The sequence below is a fragment of the Cupriavidus sp. DF5525 genome, assembly GCF_040149425.2.
Taxonomy (GTDB): domain Bacteria; phylum Pseudomonadota; class Gammaproteobacteria; order Burkholderiales; family Burkholderiaceae; genus Cupriavidus; species Cupriavidus pickettii_A.
Map to the genome: position 1 here is coordinate 1240320 of NZ_CP168265.1, position 17887 is coordinate 1258206.

General features: G+C 64.6%; 17 protein-coding genes. 10 read left to right on the plus strand and 7 right to left on the minus strand.

Annotated elements, in window-relative coordinates; genetic code table 11:
* The first annotated feature begins 50 nt into the window (after positions 1-50).
* Genes ABNX08_RS05950 through ABNX08_RS05970 form a run of 5 tightly spaced genes read left to right on the plus strand, consistent with a single transcriptional unit; the run spans position 51 to position 5087 of the window.
* Positions 51-965 carry a branched-chain amino acid ABC transporter permease gene (locus ABNX08_RS05950; protein ID WP_041680982.1) on the plus strand — a complete coding sequence of 305 codons (915 nt, stop codon included), beginning with the start codon at positions 51-53 and terminating at the stop codon, positions 963-965.
* Positions 965-2308 carry a high-affinity branched-chain amino acid ABC transporter permease LivM gene (livM, locus tag ABNX08_RS05955; RefSeq protein WP_349609380.1) on the plus strand — a complete coding sequence of 448 codons (1344 nt, stop codon included), beginning with the start codon at positions 965-967 and terminating at the stop codon, positions 2306-2308. The genes ABNX08_RS05950 and livM overlap by 1 nt, the downstream gene beginning before the upstream one ends.
* A complete protein-coding gene (locus tag ABNX08_RS05960) occupies positions 2305-3141 on the plus strand; it encodes an ABC transporter ATP-binding protein (RefSeq protein ID WP_022534254.1) in 837 nt (278 codons plus the stop codon). The genes livM and ABNX08_RS05960 overlap by 4 nt, the downstream gene beginning before the upstream one ends.
* Positions 3141-3884: an ABC transporter ATP-binding protein gene (locus ABNX08_RS05965; RefSeq protein ID WP_349609637.1), complete on the plus strand. Its 744-nt coding sequence runs from the start codon at positions 3141-3143 to the stop codon at positions 3882-3884. Before ABNX08_RS05960 ends, ABNX08_RS05965 begins: the two co-directional genes overlap by 1 nt.
* A 30-nt stretch (positions 3885-3914) precedes the next feature.
* The gene (locus ABNX08_RS05970) at positions 3915-5087 is read left to right on the plus strand and encodes an FAD-binding oxidoreductase (protein ID WP_349609378.1); all 1173 of its coding nucleotides are present in this window, start codon (positions 3915-3917) and stop codon (positions 5085-5087) included.
* A gap of 155 nt (positions 5088-5242) precedes the next feature.
* Here ABNX08_RS05970 and ABNX08_RS05975 read toward each other — a convergent pair whose 3' ends face one another.
* Positions 5243-5698, minus strand: a complete 456-nt coding sequence (locus ABNX08_RS05975; RefSeq protein ID WP_041680983.1) for a VOC family protein — start codon at positions 5696-5698, stop codon at positions 5243-5245.
* Positions 5699-5725: 27 nt separating this feature from the next.
* On the minus strand, positions 5726-6523 hold the full coding sequence (locus ABNX08_RS05980) for an NAD(P)H-dependent oxidoreductase (RefSeq protein ID WP_349609376.1): 798 nt from the start codon (positions 6521-6523) through the stop codon (positions 5726-5728).
* Positions 6524-6792: 269 nt separating this feature from the next.
* Here ABNX08_RS05980 and ABNX08_RS05985 point away from each other — a divergent pair, with 269 nt between their 5' ends.
* Genes ABNX08_RS05985 through ABNX08_RS05995 form a run of 3 tightly spaced genes read left to right on the plus strand, consistent with a single transcriptional unit; the run spans position 6793 to position 9440 of the window.
* Positions 6793-7308: a thiamine pyrophosphate-binding protein gene (locus ABNX08_RS05985; RefSeq protein ID WP_022534259.1), complete on the plus strand. Its 516-nt coding sequence runs from the start codon at positions 6793-6795 to the stop codon at positions 7306-7308.
* 7 nt (positions 7309-7315) lie between these two features.
* Complete coding sequence (locus ABNX08_RS05990) at positions 7316-7915, plus strand: thiamine pyrophosphate-dependent enzyme (RefSeq protein ID WP_022534260.1); 600 nt, start codon at positions 7316-7318, stop codon at positions 7913-7915.
* A gap of 46 nt (positions 7916-7961) precedes the next feature.
* Positions 7962-9440, plus strand: a complete 1479-nt coding sequence (locus ABNX08_RS05995; RefSeq protein ID WP_022534261.1) for an aldehyde dehydrogenase — start codon at positions 7962-7964, stop codon at positions 9438-9440.
* Between the two features lie 137 nt (positions 9441-9577).
* Here the strand turns inward: ABNX08_RS05995 and ABNX08_RS06000 are convergent, their stop codons facing one another.
* From ABNX08_RS06000 to ABNX08_RS06020, 5 genes are all read right to left on the minus strand, one after another.
* Positions 9578-10945, minus strand: coding sequence for an MmgE/PrpD family protein (locus ABNX08_RS06000; RefSeq protein WP_022534262.1), 1368 nt, complete (start codon positions 10943-10945; stop codon positions 9578-9580).
* 49 nt (positions 10946-10994) lie between these two features.
* Positions 10995-12254 (minus strand): aminotransferase class I/II-fold pyridoxal phosphate-dependent enzyme, encoded by a 1260-nt coding sequence (locus ABNX08_RS06005; protein WP_349609373.1) that lies wholly within the window; start codon positions 12252-12254, stop codon positions 10995-10997.
* A gap of 258 nt (positions 12255-12512) precedes the next feature.
* On the minus strand, positions 12513-13418 hold the full coding sequence (locus tag ABNX08_RS06010; RefSeq protein WP_022534264.1) for a LysR family transcriptional regulator: 906 nt from the start codon (positions 13416-13418) through the stop codon (positions 12513-12515).
* The gene (locus ABNX08_RS06015; protein ID WP_022534265.1) at positions 13405-14349 is read right to left on the minus strand and encodes a LysR family transcriptional regulator; all 945 of its coding nucleotides are present in this window, start codon (positions 14347-14349) and stop codon (positions 13405-13407) included. The genes ABNX08_RS06010 and ABNX08_RS06015 overlap by 14 nt, the downstream gene beginning before the upstream one ends.
* A gap of 81 nt (positions 14350-14430) precedes the next feature.
* Positions 14431-15324 (minus strand): LysR substrate-binding domain-containing protein, encoded by an 894-nt coding sequence (locus ABNX08_RS06020; RefSeq protein WP_349609370.1) that lies wholly within the window; start codon positions 15322-15324, stop codon positions 14431-14433.
* Between the two features lie 133 nt (positions 15325-15457).
* On the opposite strand from ABNX08_RS06020, the gene ABNX08_RS06025 reads away from it, so the two are divergent.
* A complete protein-coding gene (locus ABNX08_RS06025) occupies positions 15458-16669 on the plus strand; it encodes a M20 aminoacylase family protein (protein ID WP_022534267.1) in 1212 nt (403 codons plus the stop codon).
* Between the two features lie 5 nt (positions 16670-16674).
* Positions 16675-17664 carry a tripartite tricarboxylate transporter substrate binding protein gene (locus ABNX08_RS06030; protein WP_022534268.1) on the plus strand — a complete coding sequence of 330 codons (990 nt, stop codon included), beginning with the start codon at positions 16675-16677 and terminating at the stop codon, positions 17662-17664.
* Positions 17665-17887 lie beyond the last annotated feature (223 nt).

The following is a 17887-nucleotide window of genomic DNA, read 5'->3' on the forward strand; positions in this document are numbered from 1 at the left end:
AGCGCGGTTGTGCGCTGCACGGGTTGCGATAGCGGTTGTTGGAGCCTTTCATGTATCTCGCATTACAGCAGTTCATCAATGGTGCGACCCTGGGTGCCGTCTATGGTCTCATCGCCATCGGCTATACCATGGTGTACGGCATCATCGGCATGATCAACTTTGCGCACGGCGAAGTGTTCATGATCAGCGCCTTCATCGCCATTTCAGGATTCACCCTGATGACTGCGCTTGGCGTGACTTCGGTACCGCTCACGCTGGTCGGGGTGCTGTTCCTTACCATCCTGTTCACGTCCGCCTATGGCTGGGCGGTAGAGCGGGTGGCGTACCGCCCGCTGCGTGGCGCATCGCGCCTCGCGCCGCTGATCTCGGCGATCGGCGTTTCGATCTTCCTGCAGAACTTCGTCCAGCTAAGCCAGGGCGCACGCGTCAAGGCGCTGGCGCCGGTGATTACCGGCGGCATCGAAGTGGCGGGCAACGGCGAATCCGCGGTCTACCTGTCCTACGTGCAGATCCTGATCGTGGCGACGACGTTCCTGCTGATGGGCGGTTTCACATGGCTGATCACGCGCACCGCCTTTGGCCGGCAACAGCGGGCCTGTGAGCAGGACCGGACCATGACCGGCTTCCTCGGCATCAACGTCGCCCGCACGATCTCGCTGACGTTCATGCTGGGCGCGGGGTTGGCGGCCATCTCAGGGACCATGGTGACGCTGTACTACGGCGTTGTCGATTTCAGCATTGGCTTCCTGGTCGGTGTGAAGGCGTTTACCGCGGCGGTCCTCGGTGGCATCGGATCGCTCCCGGGGGCAATGCTGGGCGGGCTCCTGATCGGCCTGATCGAGTCGTTCTGGGGCAGCTATTTTTCGGCGGAGTACAAGGACGTCGCCACCTTTGCCATCCTGATCCTGGTGCTGGTGGTGCGGCCTTGCGGACTGCTCGGCCGGCCGGAGGTGGAGAAAGTCTGATGAGCACACTTCATGTTTTCGGATTCCGCGGCGTGCGCGCGCGGCTGGGGGATGCGGTACGCGTGGCCCTGATCGGCATCGTGCTGGGTATCCCGCTGATCGGCATCACCACGGTGGACGCGGGTGGCAAGCTGCAACTCCAGACCCGCTGGGACGCGCTGGCCGTTGCCGTGGGTGTGGTGTTCGCCGCGCGCGTGCTGCAAATGCTGGTCATCGACCGCCTGCGCTTGCGCAAGGCCATGAAGACGCCTGCATTGCCGCGCCTTCGCGAACCACCGGCGTTCACCAGGGCGCTTGGCTGGATCTCGCTCGGGATCGCCGTGGCGTTGCCGATCGTCTTCTCGGGCAACCGGTATCTGGTCGACATTGCGACCACGGTACTGATCTATGTGATGCTGGGCTGGGGGCTCAATGTCGTGGTGGGCCTCGCCGGCCTGCTTGATCTTGGCTACGTGGCGTTCTACGCCATTGGCGCCTACAGCTATGCGCTGCTGTCGATCGGCTTCGGGCTCTCGTTCTGGGCGTGCCTGCCGCTGGCCGGCCTGTTCGCCGCGATCTTCGGGATCCTGCTGGGCTACCCCACGCTGCGGCTGCGCGGCGACTACCTGGCGATCGTGACGCTGGGCTTCGGCGAGATCATCCGGCTGGTGATGCTCAACTGGACCGATCTCACCGGCGGCCCCAACGGCATTTCTTCCATTCCGAGGCCGAGCTTCTTCGGCTTGCCGTTCAGCAGGTCGGCGGATACGCCGACCTTCTCCAGCGTGTTCGGCCTTGAGTATTCCAACGATCATCGTGTGATCTTCCTGTACTACCTGATCTTTGCGCTGGCCCTGCTGACCAACGTGCTGGTCCTTCGCCTGCGCCGTCTGCCGGTGGGCCGGGCCTGGGAGGCGATGCGGGAAGACGAAATTGCCTGCAAGGCGCTGGGCATCAACGTCACCAATGTCAAGCTGTCGGCGTTCGCGCTGGGCGCGATGCTGGGCGGGTTCGCCGGCGTCTTCTTCGCCGCGCGCCAGGGCTTCATTTCGCCGGAAAGCTTCACCTTCAGCGAAAGCGCAACCGTGCTCGCCATCGTCGTCCTGGGTGGCATGGGCAGCCAGCTGGGCGTTGTGCTGGCCGCGCTGGTTCTGGTGCTCCTGCCGGAGCTTGGTCGCGACTTTGCCGAATATCGGATGCTGTTGTTCGGGGCGGCCATGGTCCTGATCATGGTCTGGCGGCCCGGCGGCCTGATGTCCGTCAGGGAGCCGACGCTGACGCTCAAGCAATACCTGCGCAAGCGGGCACGCACGGACCGTGCCATTCCGGTAAGCGGTGCACCTGTCGTGGAGAACGGCCGATGAGAAGAACACTAGTCACTGTAGACGGACTGGAGATGCGCTTTGGTGGCATCAAGGCCATCGAAGGCTTGTCGCTGACGGTCGGGGAGGGCCAGATCACCTCGGTGATCGGCCCGAATGGCGCCGGCAAGACGACACTGTTCAATTGCCTGACCGGTTTCTACAAGCCCACTGCCGGCTCAATCCGGATGATGCATCCCCGGCACGGAGACCTGCACCTGGAATGCATGCCGAGCCACGACGTGACGCGCAAGGCGGGCGTGGTGCGCACTTTCCAGAACATCCGCCTGTTTCCGAAGATGACGGTGATGGAGAACCTGGTGGTGGCCCAGCACAACGCACTGCAGAAGGCGTCCCGCTTCAGCCTGGCGGGGCTGTTCAGGCTGCCGGGATACCGTCGCGCGCAGGAAGAAGCGATGGAGAAGGCCTACCGCAGCCTTCAGGCGCTGAAGCTGGAGGACTGCGCGGATACGGCCGCGGGCGGACTGCCCTATGGCCTGCAGCGCAAGGTGGAAATTGCGCGCGCCATGTGCGTGGACCCGGTGCTGCTTTGTCTCGATGAACCAGCGGCGGGCCTGAACCCGCGCGAGTCGGCGGAGCTCAATGCGCTGCTGACGCGCCTGGCGCGCGAGACTGGCCTGAGCATCCTGCTGATCGAGCACGATATGAGCGTGGTCATGAACGTGTCCGACCATATCCACGTGCTGTCCTTTGGCAAGAAGATTGCTGAAGGCTCGCCGGAGCAGGTTCAGAACGATCCCGATGTGGTGGCCGCGTATCTGGGTGAACCGGAAAGCGACGCGGAGATGCTGACCGAGACGGAGGCCGCGGCATGATTCTGCAGATTGAAGATGTACATGCCCACTACGGGCACGTCCACGCGCTGAGGGGCGTATCGCTCTCTGTCCGCGAGGGCGAGACGGTAACGCTGATCGGTGCCAACGGCGCGGGAAAATCCACGCTGATGACCAGTATCCTGGGCGCACCGCGGGTTTCCCGCGGCCGCATACTGTTCCAGGGCGCTTCGCTCCAGGGCCTCGGTGTGCATGAGATTTCCCGGCGCGGCATTGCGATCTCCCCGGAGGGGAGGCGCGTCTTCCCTCGCATGACCGTGACCGAGAACCTGCTGATGGGCGCGACGTTCGCCGATCCCGCGACTCGCGGTACCGATATGCAGCGCATGTTCGACATGTTCCCGATCCTGTCACAGCGCAGCCAGCAGCTCGCCGGTACCCTGTCGGGCGGCGAGCAACAGATGCTGGCGATCGCGCGCGCACTGATGAGCCATCCCCGGCTGCTGCTGATGGACGAGCCCTCACTGGGTCTTGCGCCGATCTATATCCGGAAGGTCTTCGAGATCATCGAGATGCTCAACCGGGACCATGGCATGACGATCCTGTTGGTCGAACAGAACGCCAACCAGGCACTGCGCGTGGCACACCGCGCCTATGTGCTTCAGCAGGGCAGCATCGTCATGAGCGGTACCGGGCGCGAACTGCTGCAGAGCCCGGAAGTCCGGGCGGCATACCTCGAAGGCGGAAAGTCCCACAACGATCCCGCTGTGGCGGCCGTTGCCTGATCCACCGATTCAACTCTCCTTTTTTCCACCATGAACCAGCGAACTGCCACGGTCGTCATCATCGGCGGCGCCATCATCGGAAGCTTTACCGCCTTCTTCCTGCGCAAGGAGGGCTTTGCGGGACCCATCAAGGTGATCGAGCGCGATCCCACTTATCAGTATTGTTCGACCGCACTGTCGGCTTCGTCCATCCGCACGCAGTTCGGTTGTCCCTTCAACATCGGCATGAGCCTCTTCGGCGCCGGCATGTTCCGCGACATCAGGCAGTGGTTTGGCGATGATGCGGACATTGGCTTCGACGAGCGCGGCTACCTGCTGCTCGGCACAAAGGAGGGCGCCGATGCCATGCAGGCGACGGCGCTATCGCAGATCGAAGCCGGCGCAACCATCGATATCATGACGCCCGCACAGGCAAAGGCTCGCTATCCGTGGCTCAATGTTGACGATATCGGCATCGCGACATATGGCGCCGCCAGCGAAGGTTGGTTCGATGCCTGGGCGCTGCTCCAGCTCGTGCGGCGCGAAGCAAAGAAGCTTGGCGTTGAGTATGTCACGGCGGAAGCCAACGGCATCGAATCGCGCAATGCCAGAGTCACAGGCGTCAGGCTTGCCGATGACAGTGTCATCCCTTGCGACTGGTGTGTGAATGCTGCCGGCCCTGCAGGCGGGAAAGTGGCGAGCTGGCTGGATATCGCCCTGCCGGTCGAGCCGCGCAAGCGTACCGTTTTCCATATCAAGGCACCGGTTCCAACCGAGGGGTTCCCCATGCTGTTCGACAACTCCGGCATATGGGTCCGTCCTGAGGGAGATGGTTTCATTGCCGGCATTGCTCCGGAAGCGCACAGGGATCCTCATGCTGAGGGCGACTTCGAACCGGATCACTACTTGTTCGAGGACATCGTGTGGCCGTACCTGGCGCACCGCGTCCCGGCGATGGAGAGCACGCGGTTACTGCGCGCCTGGGCAGGCCATTACGAGATGAATCTGCTGGACCACAATGGGGTGGTCGGCGCGCATGACGAGATCGGGAACTTCCTGCTGGCGACGGGCTTTTCCGGTCACGGGGTCATGCACGCGCCGGCCACGGGCCGGGCGGTGGCGGAGTGGATCGTCCACGGGCAGTATCGGACCATCGATGTGTCGCCGCTGGGATACCAACGCATTCGCAAGCAGGAGCCGCTGCTGGAGTCGGTGGTGTACTGAGTCGTGACTTGCTGAATCGGCCCTTGAGGTGGATGCCCTCAAGGGCCACTTTCTTTTGCGTCGTGGCTGGTGCGGTTTGCGATCGTGAAAACCATCGGGCCCGGCAACGCTGGAGCGTTTGCCGGGCCCGATGGAGCAGGTAAGGCTGGACGGCGCTAGGCCTTGCTTGCCCGGATCTCCAGCGTCACGCCGGCGCCTTTGTCCGCCGTGTCGAAGTAGGTGAAACCACTGCGGTTTGGCAAGCGCCCACGCAACATGATCGCCAGCCCCAGTGCGGTGGCCTCCGCTTCCGCCTGGTCGCAGTCCGGTACGGTGAAGCCGAGATGGAACACGCCTTCGCCACGCGTGTCCAGGAATTCCCGCTGTGGCGTACTTCCGGCCGGTGGCGCGCACAACTGAAGCTGGACGTTGCCGAGGTTCGCGTAGCGGTAGTGCAGCCTGACGAAGGCATCGGCATCGGGCACGTCGAGCTCGCCCCGGAATGCCTCGAGCGAGGGAAACGGGTGCCAGGGGCCCACGCCGATGGACTCGTAGCAGGCGACGGACTTCTCCATGTCGCGTACCACGACGCAGACATGATGCAGGGTCTGGAACAGATCGGTCTTCATCATGACGGTATTCAAGTCTCCGCTGGTCGTTCAGTTGCTCTCTTGCTGGGCGTACGCCTGCGCCGAGTCATCGAAGCTCTGGCCGGCGCGCGGATTCCATTGCACGCCGGAGCGCGCCACCACGCCGGGCTTCAGGCGCTGGGTTTCGTCGTAGTCGCTCCAGGGATGGAAGAACAGCGGCTCGGTGTCGTCGAGAGACTTCAGTCGGGCGGCGTAGGCTTCCAGGTAGGCGTCACGGTCTTCATCCGTGACCCGTGCCGGCATCCAGGCCGCGAAGGGCGGCAACACCGTGAATCCGGTGTAGCCGAGGATGCCGTTGTGGATGGGCCAAAGCACGTGATGCAGGTCGCCATCGATGCCATTCGGCTCGTACAGCGTCGAGGCCGTTCCCGTGGTGAGGCAGATCATGGCGCGTTTGCCCTTGAAGTGCCCTGACTCGTACTTGCGGCCGGTGGAATATGCGAAACCGCGGCTGAACACACGGTCGACCCAGCCCTTCAGCATGGCCGGCATCGAGAACCACCAGACCGGGAAATGAAACAGCACCAGTTCTGCCGCCTTGACCTTCTCCTGCTCGGCGTGCACGTCGGCGCTGTGGGTGCGGTGGGCATACGCATGTTCCTGCTCGCGCGACAGGTCCAGGTAGTCCGCGTCGGCGCGCGCTTGCGGGAAGTCCGCTTCGCCAAGCGTGGGCGACCAGCCCATCTGGTACAGGTCGCTGACGGTGACCTGGTGGCCCAGCTCCGTCAGCGTCTGCACGGCGGTGTTCTTCAGCGCGGCGCTGAACGAGTTCGGTTCGGGGTGTGCGAAAACAATCAGAACGTTCATATCGGTGTCGTCCAAGGAGTGCTCGATGCTGGCGGATTCTCCGCGCAAAGGCCATCCCTGTCTTGCACGCATCAGGGCCGGAACGTGCGGATTTTGGCATAGGCATCGAGGCCTGCATGGCGGCAGATAGATCAGATATCGGAATAGTTAATCATTCAATTAAATCACTTTCGCGACGTTCTTCCTTGTTCCATGATTCGCTCAGAGCGGCCGATGGCCGACGATGAACCTGGCGGCGCGAAGGCGCTGCCAACTGGAGCGAGAAGACGATGTCGGCAAACTGGCCACGCGAGATTTTCCAAGAGTTGAAGGCGGCGAACGTCCGCCAGGTCTGCTACGTCCCGGACGCCGGGCACAGCGAACTGATCCGGCTGTGCGAAGCCGATCCCGAGATCAGCACGGTGTCGCTGACCACGGAGGAAGAAGGCGTGGCCATGGTCGGCGGCGCCTGGCTGGGCGGCGAGCGCGCCGTGCTGCTGATGCAGTCCAGCGGCGTGGGCAACTGCATCAACATGCTGTCGCTGCAGCACGAATGCCGCATGCCGTTCTTCGCCATCGTGACGATGCGCGGCGAGTGGGGCGAGTTCAATCCCTGGCAGGTGGCGATGGGCAAGTCCACGCAGGAGGCCCTGGAGTCGGCCGGTACATACGTGTACCGCGCCGACGAAGCCGAGGAGGTGGCGAAGACGGTGGGCGCGACGGCCCGCTTTGCCTACCAGACCGGCCGGCTGGCGGCGGTGCTGATCGCCCAGCGTGTGATCGGTGCCAAGAACTTCAACAAGTGAGACTGAGATGAGTGAAGCGCAAAAGGCTGTTCTGAATCGCCGCACGACGATTGCCCGGATCTTGAAGCACCGGGGCGATGCCCTGGTGGTGACGAGCCTGGGCAATCCCACCTACGACGTGGCCTCGACCGGCGACTGCGCCGGCAACTTCTACCTGTGGGGCGCGATGGGTGGCTCGGTGATGGTGGGCCTGGGCATCGCGCGGGCGCAACCGAAGCGTCGCGTAGTGGTGGTTACCGGCGACGGCGAGATGATGATGGGGATCGGCTCGCTGGCCACGGCCGCGGTGGACAAGCCGCAGAACCTGGCGGTGATCGTGATCGACAACGAGCACTATGCGGAGACCGGGATGCAGCCGGCGCACGCCGGGCGCGGTGTCGACATCGCGGGTGTGGCCAGAGCGGTGGGCTTTGACAACGCGCGCACGGTGCGCACGGAGCAGGAACTGGCGGTGCTGGCCGAGGAACTGTTCAGCACCGAAGGCCTGCTGCTGGCCACGGTGAAGGTGACCACCGAGCCGGTGCCCACCGTGCTGCCCCCGCGCGACGGCCCGTTCCTGCGCAGCCGCTTCCGCGAAGCGCTGCTCGGCAGCGACGCCCACAAGTAAGCCCACTCGATCCCCCTTCCTGCAAGGGGAAAGCGACAGGACCGACATGAAAGCTTACAACCATTACATCGGTGGCGAGTGGGTGAAGCCCACTGGCAACGCCTACATCGACAGCAAGAACCCGTTCGACGGTCAGCCTTGGGTGCAGATCGCGCGGGGCACGGCGGAGGATGCGAACGCGGCCGTCGACGCCGCCCACGCTGCGTTCCGCAATCCCGCCTGGGCGGGCCTGACGCCGACGCAGCGAGGCAAGCTGCTGGCCCGGGTGGCCGACCTGATCGAGCGCGACGCGCAGCACCTGGCCGAACTCGAGACCCGCGACAACGGCAAGCTGTTCGCGGAGATGCACGCCCAGACCCGCTACATCCCGGAGTGGTTCCGCTACTTCGGCGGGCTCGCCGACAAGATCCAGGGCGCGGTGATCCCGCTGGACAAGAAGGGCTACTTCAACTTCACCCGGCGCGAGCCGCTGGGCGTCATTATCGCCATCACGCCGTGGAACTCGCCGCTGCTGTTGCTGACGTGGAAGCTCGCACCGCTGCTCGCCGCCGGCAATACGGTGGTGATCAAGCCTTCGGAGCACACCTCGGTGTCGACGCTGGAGTTGGCGAGGCTGTTCGACGAAGCGGGCTTTCCGCCGGGCGTGGTCAACGTGGTCACCGGCTTCGGGGCGGAAGTCGGCCAGCGCCTGGTGACCCATCCCAAGGTCAGCAAGATCGCGTTCACCGGTTCGGACGCGAACGGAAAGCTGATCTACCAGACCGCGGCGGCCAGCCTGAAGAAGGTATCGCTGGAACTTGGCGGCAAGAGCCCGAACATTGTGTTCGAGGACGCCGACTTCGACCAGGCCATCAACGGCGTGCTGTCCGGGATCTTCGCCGCCAGCGGACAGACCTGCATCGCCGGCTCGCGCCTGCTGGTGCAGCGCTCGATCTACAAGCGCTTCCTCGCGCGCCTGGTGGAGCGCGCGGCCACCGCCCGGCTCGGTAATCCGATGCAGCCGGATACCCAGGTCGGTCCGGTAACGACGGAAGTGCAACTGGCCAAAGTGCTTGACTACATCGAGATCGGCAAGGCCGAAGGCGCGGTGCCGCTGTGCGGCGGCAAGCGCGCAAGGGGCAGCGGCATCGACGACGGCTGGTTTGTCGAACCGACCATCTTTGCCGATGTCGACAACGGCATGCGGATCGCGCAGGAAGAGATCTTCGGCCCGGTACTGTCGGCGATTCCGTTCGACACGCAGGATGACGCCATCCGCATCGCGAACGACAGCATCTACGGCCTCGGTGCCGGCGTCTGGACCCAGAACATCCAGCGCGCGTTCGCGCTGTCGGAAGCGATCGAGTCCGGCATGGTCTGGGTCAATACCTATCGCGCGGTCAGCTTCATGTCGCCGTTCGGCGGCTACAAGCAGAGCGGTATCGGCCGGGAAAGCGGCATCGAGGCCATCGACGAATACCTGCAGACCAAGAGCGTATGGATAGCCGCCGGCGCGACGGTGGACAACCCGTTCATCATCCGCTGACGCAGGAAATGGCCGGGCGCGGTGCGTGGTGCTCCGCGTCCCGCTTCATCAGTAAGCTGCCGGGTCTTGCACAGAAAAAAATCCCTCGACACCGGTCGAGGGAACCCAAAGTCGCCAGGAGACAGCAGGCGAATGTCCTAGCTGGTAGCGTCCCGAAGGATCGCGCCGATGCGCGGCGCTGCTTCCAGTTGCCAAACTTCCCTGAAGAAGGCATGAATCTCTTCGACGCTGGCGGAGGCAGAGAAGTCGGCCAGGCGCGCGAACTTGTCCTGGATCTCCTCCCTCGACAACGTGTTGCCCGGATCGCCCTTGGGCTCGTCGACACGCCCGGAGAAAGACTTGCCGTCTTCCGTGGTCACGCTGACCTTGCCGATCCAGCGGCGGGGGTAGGCACTATCCACTTCCTCATCGAGTTGCATGGAGACCTTGTCGCGGAACGCGACCACCGCGGCGTCCTGGAAGTGCGACTCGAAGTCACGGACGCTGGCACTGCCGCGTTCGGCAACCAGCCCGAGTACCGTGCCCATCGAGAACTTCGCCTGATGCACGGTGACCGGGTTCACCACGGGTCCCAGCACATCGATCGCGCCCTGGTGGACGTGGGTCACCACCTCGCGGATATTGGCCGGCTGAATCCGGTTGTCTGCCAGCACCCGCGCCAGCGCATCCGCAGCGGGGTGCGTGTGACGGCACGAGGCATGGTATTTGAAGGACGTCTCGGCCACGGTCCAGCGTGAGCCGAGGCCGTCGACCAGCTTCGCGTCATCGGCATCGGTGGACATGCCGGCAGCCATGCCGCGCGGCCCTTCCAGGATACGCTTTGCGCCCTGGAAGCCGTTCTTGGCAAGGAAGGCGGACATCATGCCGTCGGCGGCTGCCTTGGCCGTATGAAGTTGCTTGGAATCGGCGGCGTCGGCGAGGAATTCCCACAGGCCCGCTGCCTGCGTACCGGCCGAGCCGAAGGCGTCCAGCATCTGCGCCGGCGTCAGTCCCAGCAGGCGCCCGGCCGCCGCGGCGGCTGCCAGTGTGCCGGCGGTGCCGGTGGTATGGAATACGCGATAGTGCGAGCGCCCGAGGAACTCGCCGACGCGGATCCCGACTTCGTAGCCCACGATGGCGGCCGTGATGAAGTCCTTGCCGCTGGCGCCCGCTTCCTGTGCGACCGCAAGCACCGCGGGAAAGACCACGGCCGCCGGATGGAAGACCGAGCCGTTGTGCACGTCATCCTGCTCGGCGTAGTGGGAGCTGGCGCCATTGATGAAGGCGGCAAAGTAGGGCGTGGTGCGCTCGCGCGAGATCAGGACCTCGCAGGGACCCGATGCCGGCGCCATCCGTCGCGCAAAGGCGGCCAGCGCTTCGACCGGCCTGCCGCCTTTGCCTGCCAGCGCGGAGCCGACCCAGTCGGCGTACAGGTTCTTGGCGCGCTCGACGACTTCAGCCGGGATGTCTTCATACCGCAGCGTTGCTGCAAAACGCGCCAGCACGGCGCTATGTGTTTCACTCATCTGTCTTCCTCTTCCTCTTGCTCGATGTGGGGCGGATATGCCACCGGCTTCAGACCAGCACCACCTCGCCGTGGACGGTCTCCGCCGCGGCCAGTCTGGTGCAGATCGCAATTGCCTCGGCCGCTTCGCCGACCTGCTCCAGGCTGGGCGACGATGGGGCAATGCGCAGCGTGCGGTCATCCGGGTCGATCCCGCCAGGAAAGGGCGCGCCGGCATCGGTAAGGATCACGCCGGCGTTGCGGCAAAGATCGACAACCCGGCGTGCGGTGCCGGGTACAACATCCAGCGTGATGAAGTAGCCGCCGGCGGGCTCGGTCCACGACACCTGAGCGAGCCCGCCCAGGTGCTGCCTGAAGGTCTCGATCACGCGCGCGAAGCGCGGCGCGAGGATCGCGCGATGCCGGCGCATCAAGGCCTTCAGCCCTGCCTCGTCCCGGAGAAAGCGCACATGGCGGAGCTGGTTGAGCTTGTCCGGCCCGACGCTGCGGAACGCGGCATGCTTGAGATACCACGCGAGGTTCTGGCTCGAGCTGCCCAGCAGGGCGAGGCCCGCGCCGGCAAAGGTGATCTTGGAGGTCGAGGCAAAGACCAGCGCACGGTTGGCATGGCCATGCGTCACGCAGAGTTCCGCGAGGTTGGCAATCTCCGTTTCGTGGTCGCCCAAGTGGTGCAGCGCGTAGGCGTTGTCCCAGAAGATTCGGAAATCCGGCGCGGCCGTCGGCATCGCAGCCAGCGCCCGGACCACCGCGTCGGCGTACACCGTGCCGGTCGGGTTGCTGTACTTCGGCACGCACCAGATGCCGCGGATCGACCGGTCCTGCGTCACCAGCGTACGCACGACTTCCATATCGGGGCCGTCGTCGCGCAGCGGCACCGGGATCATCCGGATGCCAAAGGCCTCGCACAGCTTGAAATGCCGGTCATAGCCCGGCACGGGGCACAGGAAGGCGATGCCTCCCGCCACGTTCTGCCACGGGCCGTCACCGTCGGGCACGCCATTGCGGCACGCATACGCCAGGCAGTCATGCATCAGCGCCAGGCTGGAGTTGCCTTCCACCACGGTGTTCTCCGGCGGCACGCCCAGTACGCCGGCGAACAGCCGGCGCGCTTCCGGGATGCCCTGCTGCCCCATGTAGTTGCGGCAATCCGTACCCTCCTCGGTGCGGAAGTCGCCGGGGCCGGGCAGTGCCAGCAGTGCTTCTGACAGCGCAAGCTGTTCGGCGGATGGCACGCCCCGTGCCAGGTTGAGCTTCAGCTGTCTGTCGCGCAGTGCGCGGTATTCAAGCAGGCAGGTTTCAAGGCCAGGCACGCTGTTCGCCGCCTTCAACTCTTCATCAATCTTGCGTGGCCAGTTCGCTGGCATCGTCTTCTCGCTCCGGGCGGCAGCGCTTTCCCGCGGCCAGGTTCATCCTCGGCCATCGGCCGCTCTGAACCCATCATGGGCGCTCGAATGGCTTCGCGAAAGCGATTTATTTGGATGGATTTACATTCCCATGTGAGATGGTTTTCGTGCGCAGGGAGGCCACCCGCCAAGGCAGGCGGCATGCGGCTTTCCGGGGCGCGGGAACTAGCCTAGCGATGCAGGCGCGCGCATCCGGGAGAAGTCGCAGCACTCGCGCGCCAGCTCCGCCACCGCGAGGCCAAGGGCGGCCTGTTCGGGATAGATGGCGCAATAGCGAACGGCAGGGGCGGGCGGGTCGGTCTCTACGATCTGCAGGCGGCCCTGCGCGACTTCGTTGGTGAAGAACTCGCGTGGCAGGCAACTGACGCCGATGCCGGCTTCGATCAGGCCGGCCAGCGTGATGATGCTGCGGCTGCCGCCGAGCCGGGTCGGCTCGACGCCAACCTGCTCGAACAGCCGCGCGCACAGCGCGGTGATGATCGAGGTCCGGTCCTGTTCGATGACCGGCAAGCTCGCGAGCTGCTGCAGCGGAATCACTTCTCCGCGATTGAACGTTCCGGGCGGGCTGAACCAGGCGAATTCGACCAGCTCAAGATTGACCCTGGCTGCCGAGCGCGTGACAAAGGCTTCGGGCAGGATGGCCACGTCGAGCTGCCCATCGATGATCTTGTCGCGCAGCACCGCGGAGTGGTCGATATGCGGTTGCAGGGTCAGTTGTGGATAGACTGCCCTGACCTTGCGCACCAGCGCAGGAAACCACGACATGGCGACCAGCTCCGTGACCCCGACGTGCACGACGCGCGGGATATTGCGTGTCGATGCCTGGATCTCCTCGAGGTGCGCAACGCTTTCCAGCAGGTCGGCGCAGAGCAGCATCATCTCGTGGCCCCTGGGAGTGAGCGTGGCCTTGCGCCCGGCCTGTTCGAACAACGGCGAGGCGGACAGCCGCTCCACCTCCTGCAAGCGCTTGGTGGCGGCGGACTGGGTCACGTGCAGCTTGTCGGCGGCGCGTTGCACCGTGCCGAGCCTTGCTACCCAGTAGAACGCCTCGATCTGCTTAATCGTCAGCATCGCGCAAGGCTCCGTGCATGGCGGCATCCATGCTTTGCTCGTAAGGCCGCTCGAAGTCACAGGTCTGTTGAGCCAGCGCGGCGATGGTGCGATGGAAGGGCGTGGCCGAGTCGGCGCGCAGTAACGCCACATAGCGGATGGGCGGCAGGCCGGGGGTGGCGTGGACTTCCCGAAGCAAGCCCTTGTTCACCAGCCCGCGCGACACGACCACCGGCAGGTAGACCACGCCGAGCCCGGACACCGCAATACCGCCCAGCGCGGCAATGCTGTTGCTCAGCAACGTGTTCCTCGGTGTCAGGCCGTTCCTGGCAAACCAGTTTCGCATCAGCACGCCGGCGCCGGATTGGGGCCCCTGCATCAGCAGCGGATACTTGCCGAGCTCTGCCACTTTCATGCGGGTATGGGGCAGGCCGAGGGTCGGGCTGCAGAACCAGGCGTTCCTGACTTCCGCCAGCCGGGTGCGTAACAGTCCGGTCAGGTCGAATGCGTTCGGCACGACGATCAGGTCAAGCTGGCCGGTACGCAGGTGGTCATGCAGCGGGACACTGTGCTCGACCTCCAGTTCGACCACGACCTGGGGGAACTGCGAGCGGATCGCATCCACGAACGAGGGCAGCCAGGTGAGTGCGGTCAGCTCGGTAACGCCGAGCCGCAACTTGCGTACCAGTGCATCCTTGCGCACGAACTGGTCGAGCAGGACGTTGCGTTTCTTCAGCACGTCACGCGCACGGGCAAGGACCTCGGCCCCCTCCAGCGTCAGCCTGGCCGTGCGACCCGAACGGTCGAACAGCGGGTAGCCGAAACTGGTCTCAAACTCCTTGATATGCCGGGACACCGCCGACTGGGCGATGTCCAGCTTCTCGGCGGCGGCGTCGAACGACCCCATCTCGCTAATGGCGACGAATGCCTCCAACTGCTTGAATGTGCTCACCTGCCGCTCCGCGTCATGCTGATCGTCTCATCAGTTTATGGAATGGGACCGGAGCTGATTCTATCTCAAATAGTCGGCGCTTCAGGGCGCAAGCTGGCGGATGAACAGTTCGGCCAACAGCCGCGCTGACGTGCCAAGCGGCATGGCGCGCAGCCGGATGATGCCGGCCTGCATGGGCGGCGGCAACGGAGACAAGGACGTGAATGCCTGCATGCCGGTGCCGTACATCGGATCCGCAAGCAGCCGCGTCGGACAGAAGCCGATCGCGTCCGTGCGTCGCATCAGCTCCGTCATCAGCGTTGGCGACGTGCATCGCGTGATGTGGCGTGGCACGGGCAGGGCGCTGGCGCGCAACCACTCGAGCAGGGTTTCGCTCTGGCTGCCGGGCGAGAGGTTGAGGGTCCAGGGTGCATCCTGCAGGTCGTGCCAGCGAGTCGCGCCGGCGAGCGGGTGACCGGCTCTTCCTGCGGGGACGGCACTGACCTCCAGCAGCGGCTCGAACATGAGCTCATGCGGCAGGTCAGCCGGATTGGCGATCGCGATCGCAAAGTCGAGGCGGCCTTCGGTCAGTCCGGGAATCAGCTCGGCAAGGAAGCCCTCGCTCAATGACAGGCGTGCGTCGGGCTGCCGGGCGTTGAAGGCCTGCCAGACGCGCGGCAGCACATCCATTGCCAGCAGCGGCGTGACGGCGGCTGCAACGAGCGCGCCGGCACCGCCCTGCAAGGTGCGTATCTCATCCCGGGCCTTCTCCAGCGAAGCCAGGGCAAGCCGCGCATTGGTCAGCAGCACCCGTCCGGCAGCGGTGAACTCGACGCCCTTGTAGCTCCGTACCAGCAGTTCAGTCCCGACATCTTCCTCGAGTTCGCGCAACGCCTTGGTCAGCGCACTCTGGCTGAGATGCAGCTGGCGTGCGGCGGCGCGGATCGTGCCGCTTTCGGCAACCTGGATAAAGGCTCTGAGTTGATGCTGGCGCATGGGGCGGGGTGTCGTTTGGTCAGGGTATCTGGTGAACACCAGAGGTGTTCACCTCGGAAAATATATCGCTAATTGGCTTTCAGCCTGGCGCCATATGATGGTTCGTATCCCGAACCGTGTGGAATCCCCGACGATGCAAGACACAGCCCGCAGCATTCCCGACCTTGAAGGCATGACGGCCTGGCGCCGTGGCTTCCATAGCCATCCGGAACTCGGTTTCGAGGAATTCCAGACCAGTGCCTTCGTCGCCGGCAAGCTCGCCGAGTGGGGCTATGACGTCACAACCGGCATTGCCGGCACCGGCCTGGTGGGACGTCTGCGCTTTGGCGCAGGCGGCAGGCAGCTGGGGTTGCGTGCGGAAATGGACGCGCTGCCGATCCAGGAGGCAACGGGGCTGCCCTGGGCCAGCCGGATCCCCGGCAAGATGCATGGCTGTGGCCACGACGGCCATACGGCCATGCTGCTGGGCGCGGCACAGGCATTGGCGGCCTTGCACCAGCGCGGGGTGGGCTGGGCGGGCACCCTGAACCTCATCTTCCAGCCGGCCGAGGAGCTGGGAGGTGCCGGCGGCGCCCGGCGCATGATGAATGAGCAGCTCTTCGAGCGCTTTCCTTGCGACGCTGTCTTTGCCATGCATAACTATCCGGGCCGTCCGGTCGGGCACTTCTACGTACGGGAAGGCGCGTTCATGGCCTCGTCCGACCGCGCCGTCATTACCTTCCACGGTGTCGGCGGCCATGGCGCGATGCCGCATCTTGCCGTCGATCCGACGGTCGCCGCGTCGGCCACGGTGATGGCGCTGCAGAGTATCGTGGCTCGCAATGTGGATCCGCAGGCTGCGGCGGTGATCACCGTCGGGCGCCTGCAGGCTGGCACGGCCTACAACATCATCCCGGAATCCGCCGAACTGGAGCTGAGTATCCGCACGCTCCTGCCAGAGGTGCGCGACCTGCTTGAGCAGCGCATCCGCGAGGTTGTTGAAGGCCAGGCCCGGAGCTTCGGCCTGAACCACTCGATTACCTATGAGCGCGGTTATCCGGTGCTGGTCAACGCCGCCGCAGAAACACAGCTCGCCGCGCGCGTGGCCCGCAAGCTTTACGGGGCGGACCGCGTCAACGACGACGCCACGCCGCTTTGCGCCAGCGAGGACTTTGCCTACATGCTGGCCGAGCGCCCCGGCTGCTACCTGATGATCGGCAATGGCGACAACGGGCATGCCGGAGGCGTACCGACCGGCCCGTGCAGCGTGCACAACCCCTCGTTCGATTTCAACGACCGCTGCCTGGATACGGGCGCGGCATTCTGGGTGGCGCTGGCCACCGAGTTCTTCAACCCCACTGCCTGACTGACATGAACCTGATCCGCAAGCTCCTGGCCAGTTGCACACTTGCCGCAGCCGCCATCGCGCCCGCGATGGCGGGCGCGGCCGACGCGTATCCAGCCAAGCCCGTCATCCTGATGGTCCCGTATCCTGCGGGTGGCCTTTCCGATTCGATTGCGCGCAGCCTGAACACCCGTTTGTCCAAGGCCCTGGGTCAGCCGGTCCTGGTGGATAATCTCGGCGGCGTCAGCGGTGCGATTGCGGCGCAGAAGGTGCTGAATGCCCCGGCAGACGGGTACATGATCTTTCTCGGCTCACCGAACGAGGTCATCCTGTCGCCGCTGTCCAATGCAGCGGTCAAGCTGCGCACCGAGGATTTCCAGCTACTCACGCCGGTCACAGTCAACCAGCTCGTAATGATTGCGCGGCCCGACCTGCCGGTGCGCACCGTTGACGAACTCATCGCCCTCGCCAGGGCCAACCCTGCAAAGCCCCTGACCTACGGCAGCGTTGGTCCGGGTTCCATGTATCACCTGGTCACCGAAGACATGGCGAAAAAGACGCGTATCGGCGTGAGCCATATTCCGTACAAGGGCATGGCACCCCTGATGCAGGATCTGGCCGGCAAGAATGTCGACTTCGCCATCCTGCCCTATGCCACGAGCTTTCGCGGCCTCGCGGATCAAGGCCGGCTGAAGCTCGTCGGCTGGGCCGGGAACCGTCGCAGCAAAGTGGATCCGGCCATTCCCGCATTTGGCGAAGGCACGCTGCTCAAGGATTTCGACCAGGCTACCTGGAGCGGCATCATGGTCCGGCAAGGCACGCCTGCAGCGGTGGTCGCCCGCTTGCACCAGGCACTGGTCGAAACCCTGCAGGATCCCCAGGTGGTCCGTGGCCTGGAAGCCACTGGCGCGGAGGTCGCCAGGGTGAGCTCGGTGGAGGAGGCGCAGCGCTTCCTGCAAGCCGAGACCACCAAGTTCCGCACGATGGCCAAGCGCATTGACCTTCAGCCTCGGTAGTCGAACCAGCCCTGCGCGGGCGGCTTGAGCGACGAGCACGGCCTGAAGTTCGGGACGGATCGGTGTGGCAGGCTTGGCATCGATCTATAGCATGATGTTGCGGGTGTCGCCTCCCGGAAATGGTGGAATCAAGGTTTACCTCTCCGAAAGCATTGTGTGTCGTCGTGAATATATGTCATGATCTTGACGTATATGGTGGCCGGGCTTAAGATGCATTGGCACT

What these genes read in the sequence shown, in the direction of transcription:
- ABNX08_RS05950 (WP_041680982.1), top strand. Translation starts at nt 51, where the DNA reads ATGTATCTCGCATTACAGCAGTTCATCAATGGTGCGACCCTGGGTGCC.
- livM (WP_349609380.1), top strand. Translation starts at nt 965, where the DNA reads ATGAGCACACTTCATGTTTTCGGATTCCGCGGCGTGCGCGCGCGGCTG.
- ABNX08_RS05960 (WP_022534254.1), top strand. Translation starts at nt 2,305, where the DNA reads ATGAGAAGAACACTAGTCACTGTAGACGGACTGGAGATGCGCTTTGGT.
- ABNX08_RS05970 (WP_349609378.1), top strand. Translation starts at nt 3,915, where the DNA reads ATGAACCAGCGAACTGCCACGGTCGTCATCATCGGCGGCGCCATCATC.
- ABNX08_RS05975 (WP_041680983.1), bottom strand. Translation starts at nt 5,698, where the DNA reads ATGATGAAGACCGATCTGTTCCAGACCCTGCATCATGTCTGCGTCGTG.
- ABNX08_RS05980 (WP_349609376.1), bottom strand. Translation starts at nt 6,523, where the DNA reads ATGAACGTTCTGATTGTTTTCGCACACCCCGAACCGAACTCGTTCAGC.
- ABNX08_RS05985 (WP_022534259.1), top strand. Translation starts at nt 6,793, where the DNA reads ATGTCGGCAAACTGGCCACGCGAGATTTTCCAAGAGTTGAAGGCGGCG.
- ABNX08_RS05990 (WP_022534260.1), top strand. Translation starts at nt 7,316, where the DNA reads ATGAGTGAAGCGCAAAAGGCTGTTCTGAATCGCCGCACGACGATTGCC.
- ABNX08_RS05995 (WP_022534261.1), top strand. Translation starts at nt 7,962, where the DNA reads ATGAAAGCTTACAACCATTACATCGGTGGCGAGTGGGTGAAGCCCACT.
- ABNX08_RS06000 (WP_022534262.1), bottom strand. Translation starts at nt 10,945, where the DNA reads ATGAGTGAAACACATAGCGCCGTGCTGGCGCGTTTTGCAGCAACGCTG.
- ABNX08_RS06010 (WP_022534264.1), bottom strand. Translation starts at nt 13,418, where the DNA reads ATGCTGACGATTAAGCAGATCGAGGCGTTCTACTGGGTAGCAAGGCTC.
- ABNX08_RS06020 (WP_349609370.1), bottom strand. Translation starts at nt 15,324, where the DNA reads ATGCGCCAGCATCAACTCAGAGCCTTTATCCAGGTTGCCGAAAGCGGC.
- ABNX08_RS06025 (WP_022534267.1), top strand. Translation starts at nt 15,458, where the DNA reads ATGCAAGACACAGCCCGCAGCATTCCCGACCTTGAAGGCATGACGGCC.
- ABNX08_RS06030 (WP_022534268.1), top strand. Translation starts at nt 16,675, where the DNA reads ATGAACCTGATCCGCAAGCTCCTGGCCAGTTGCACACTTGCCGCAGCC.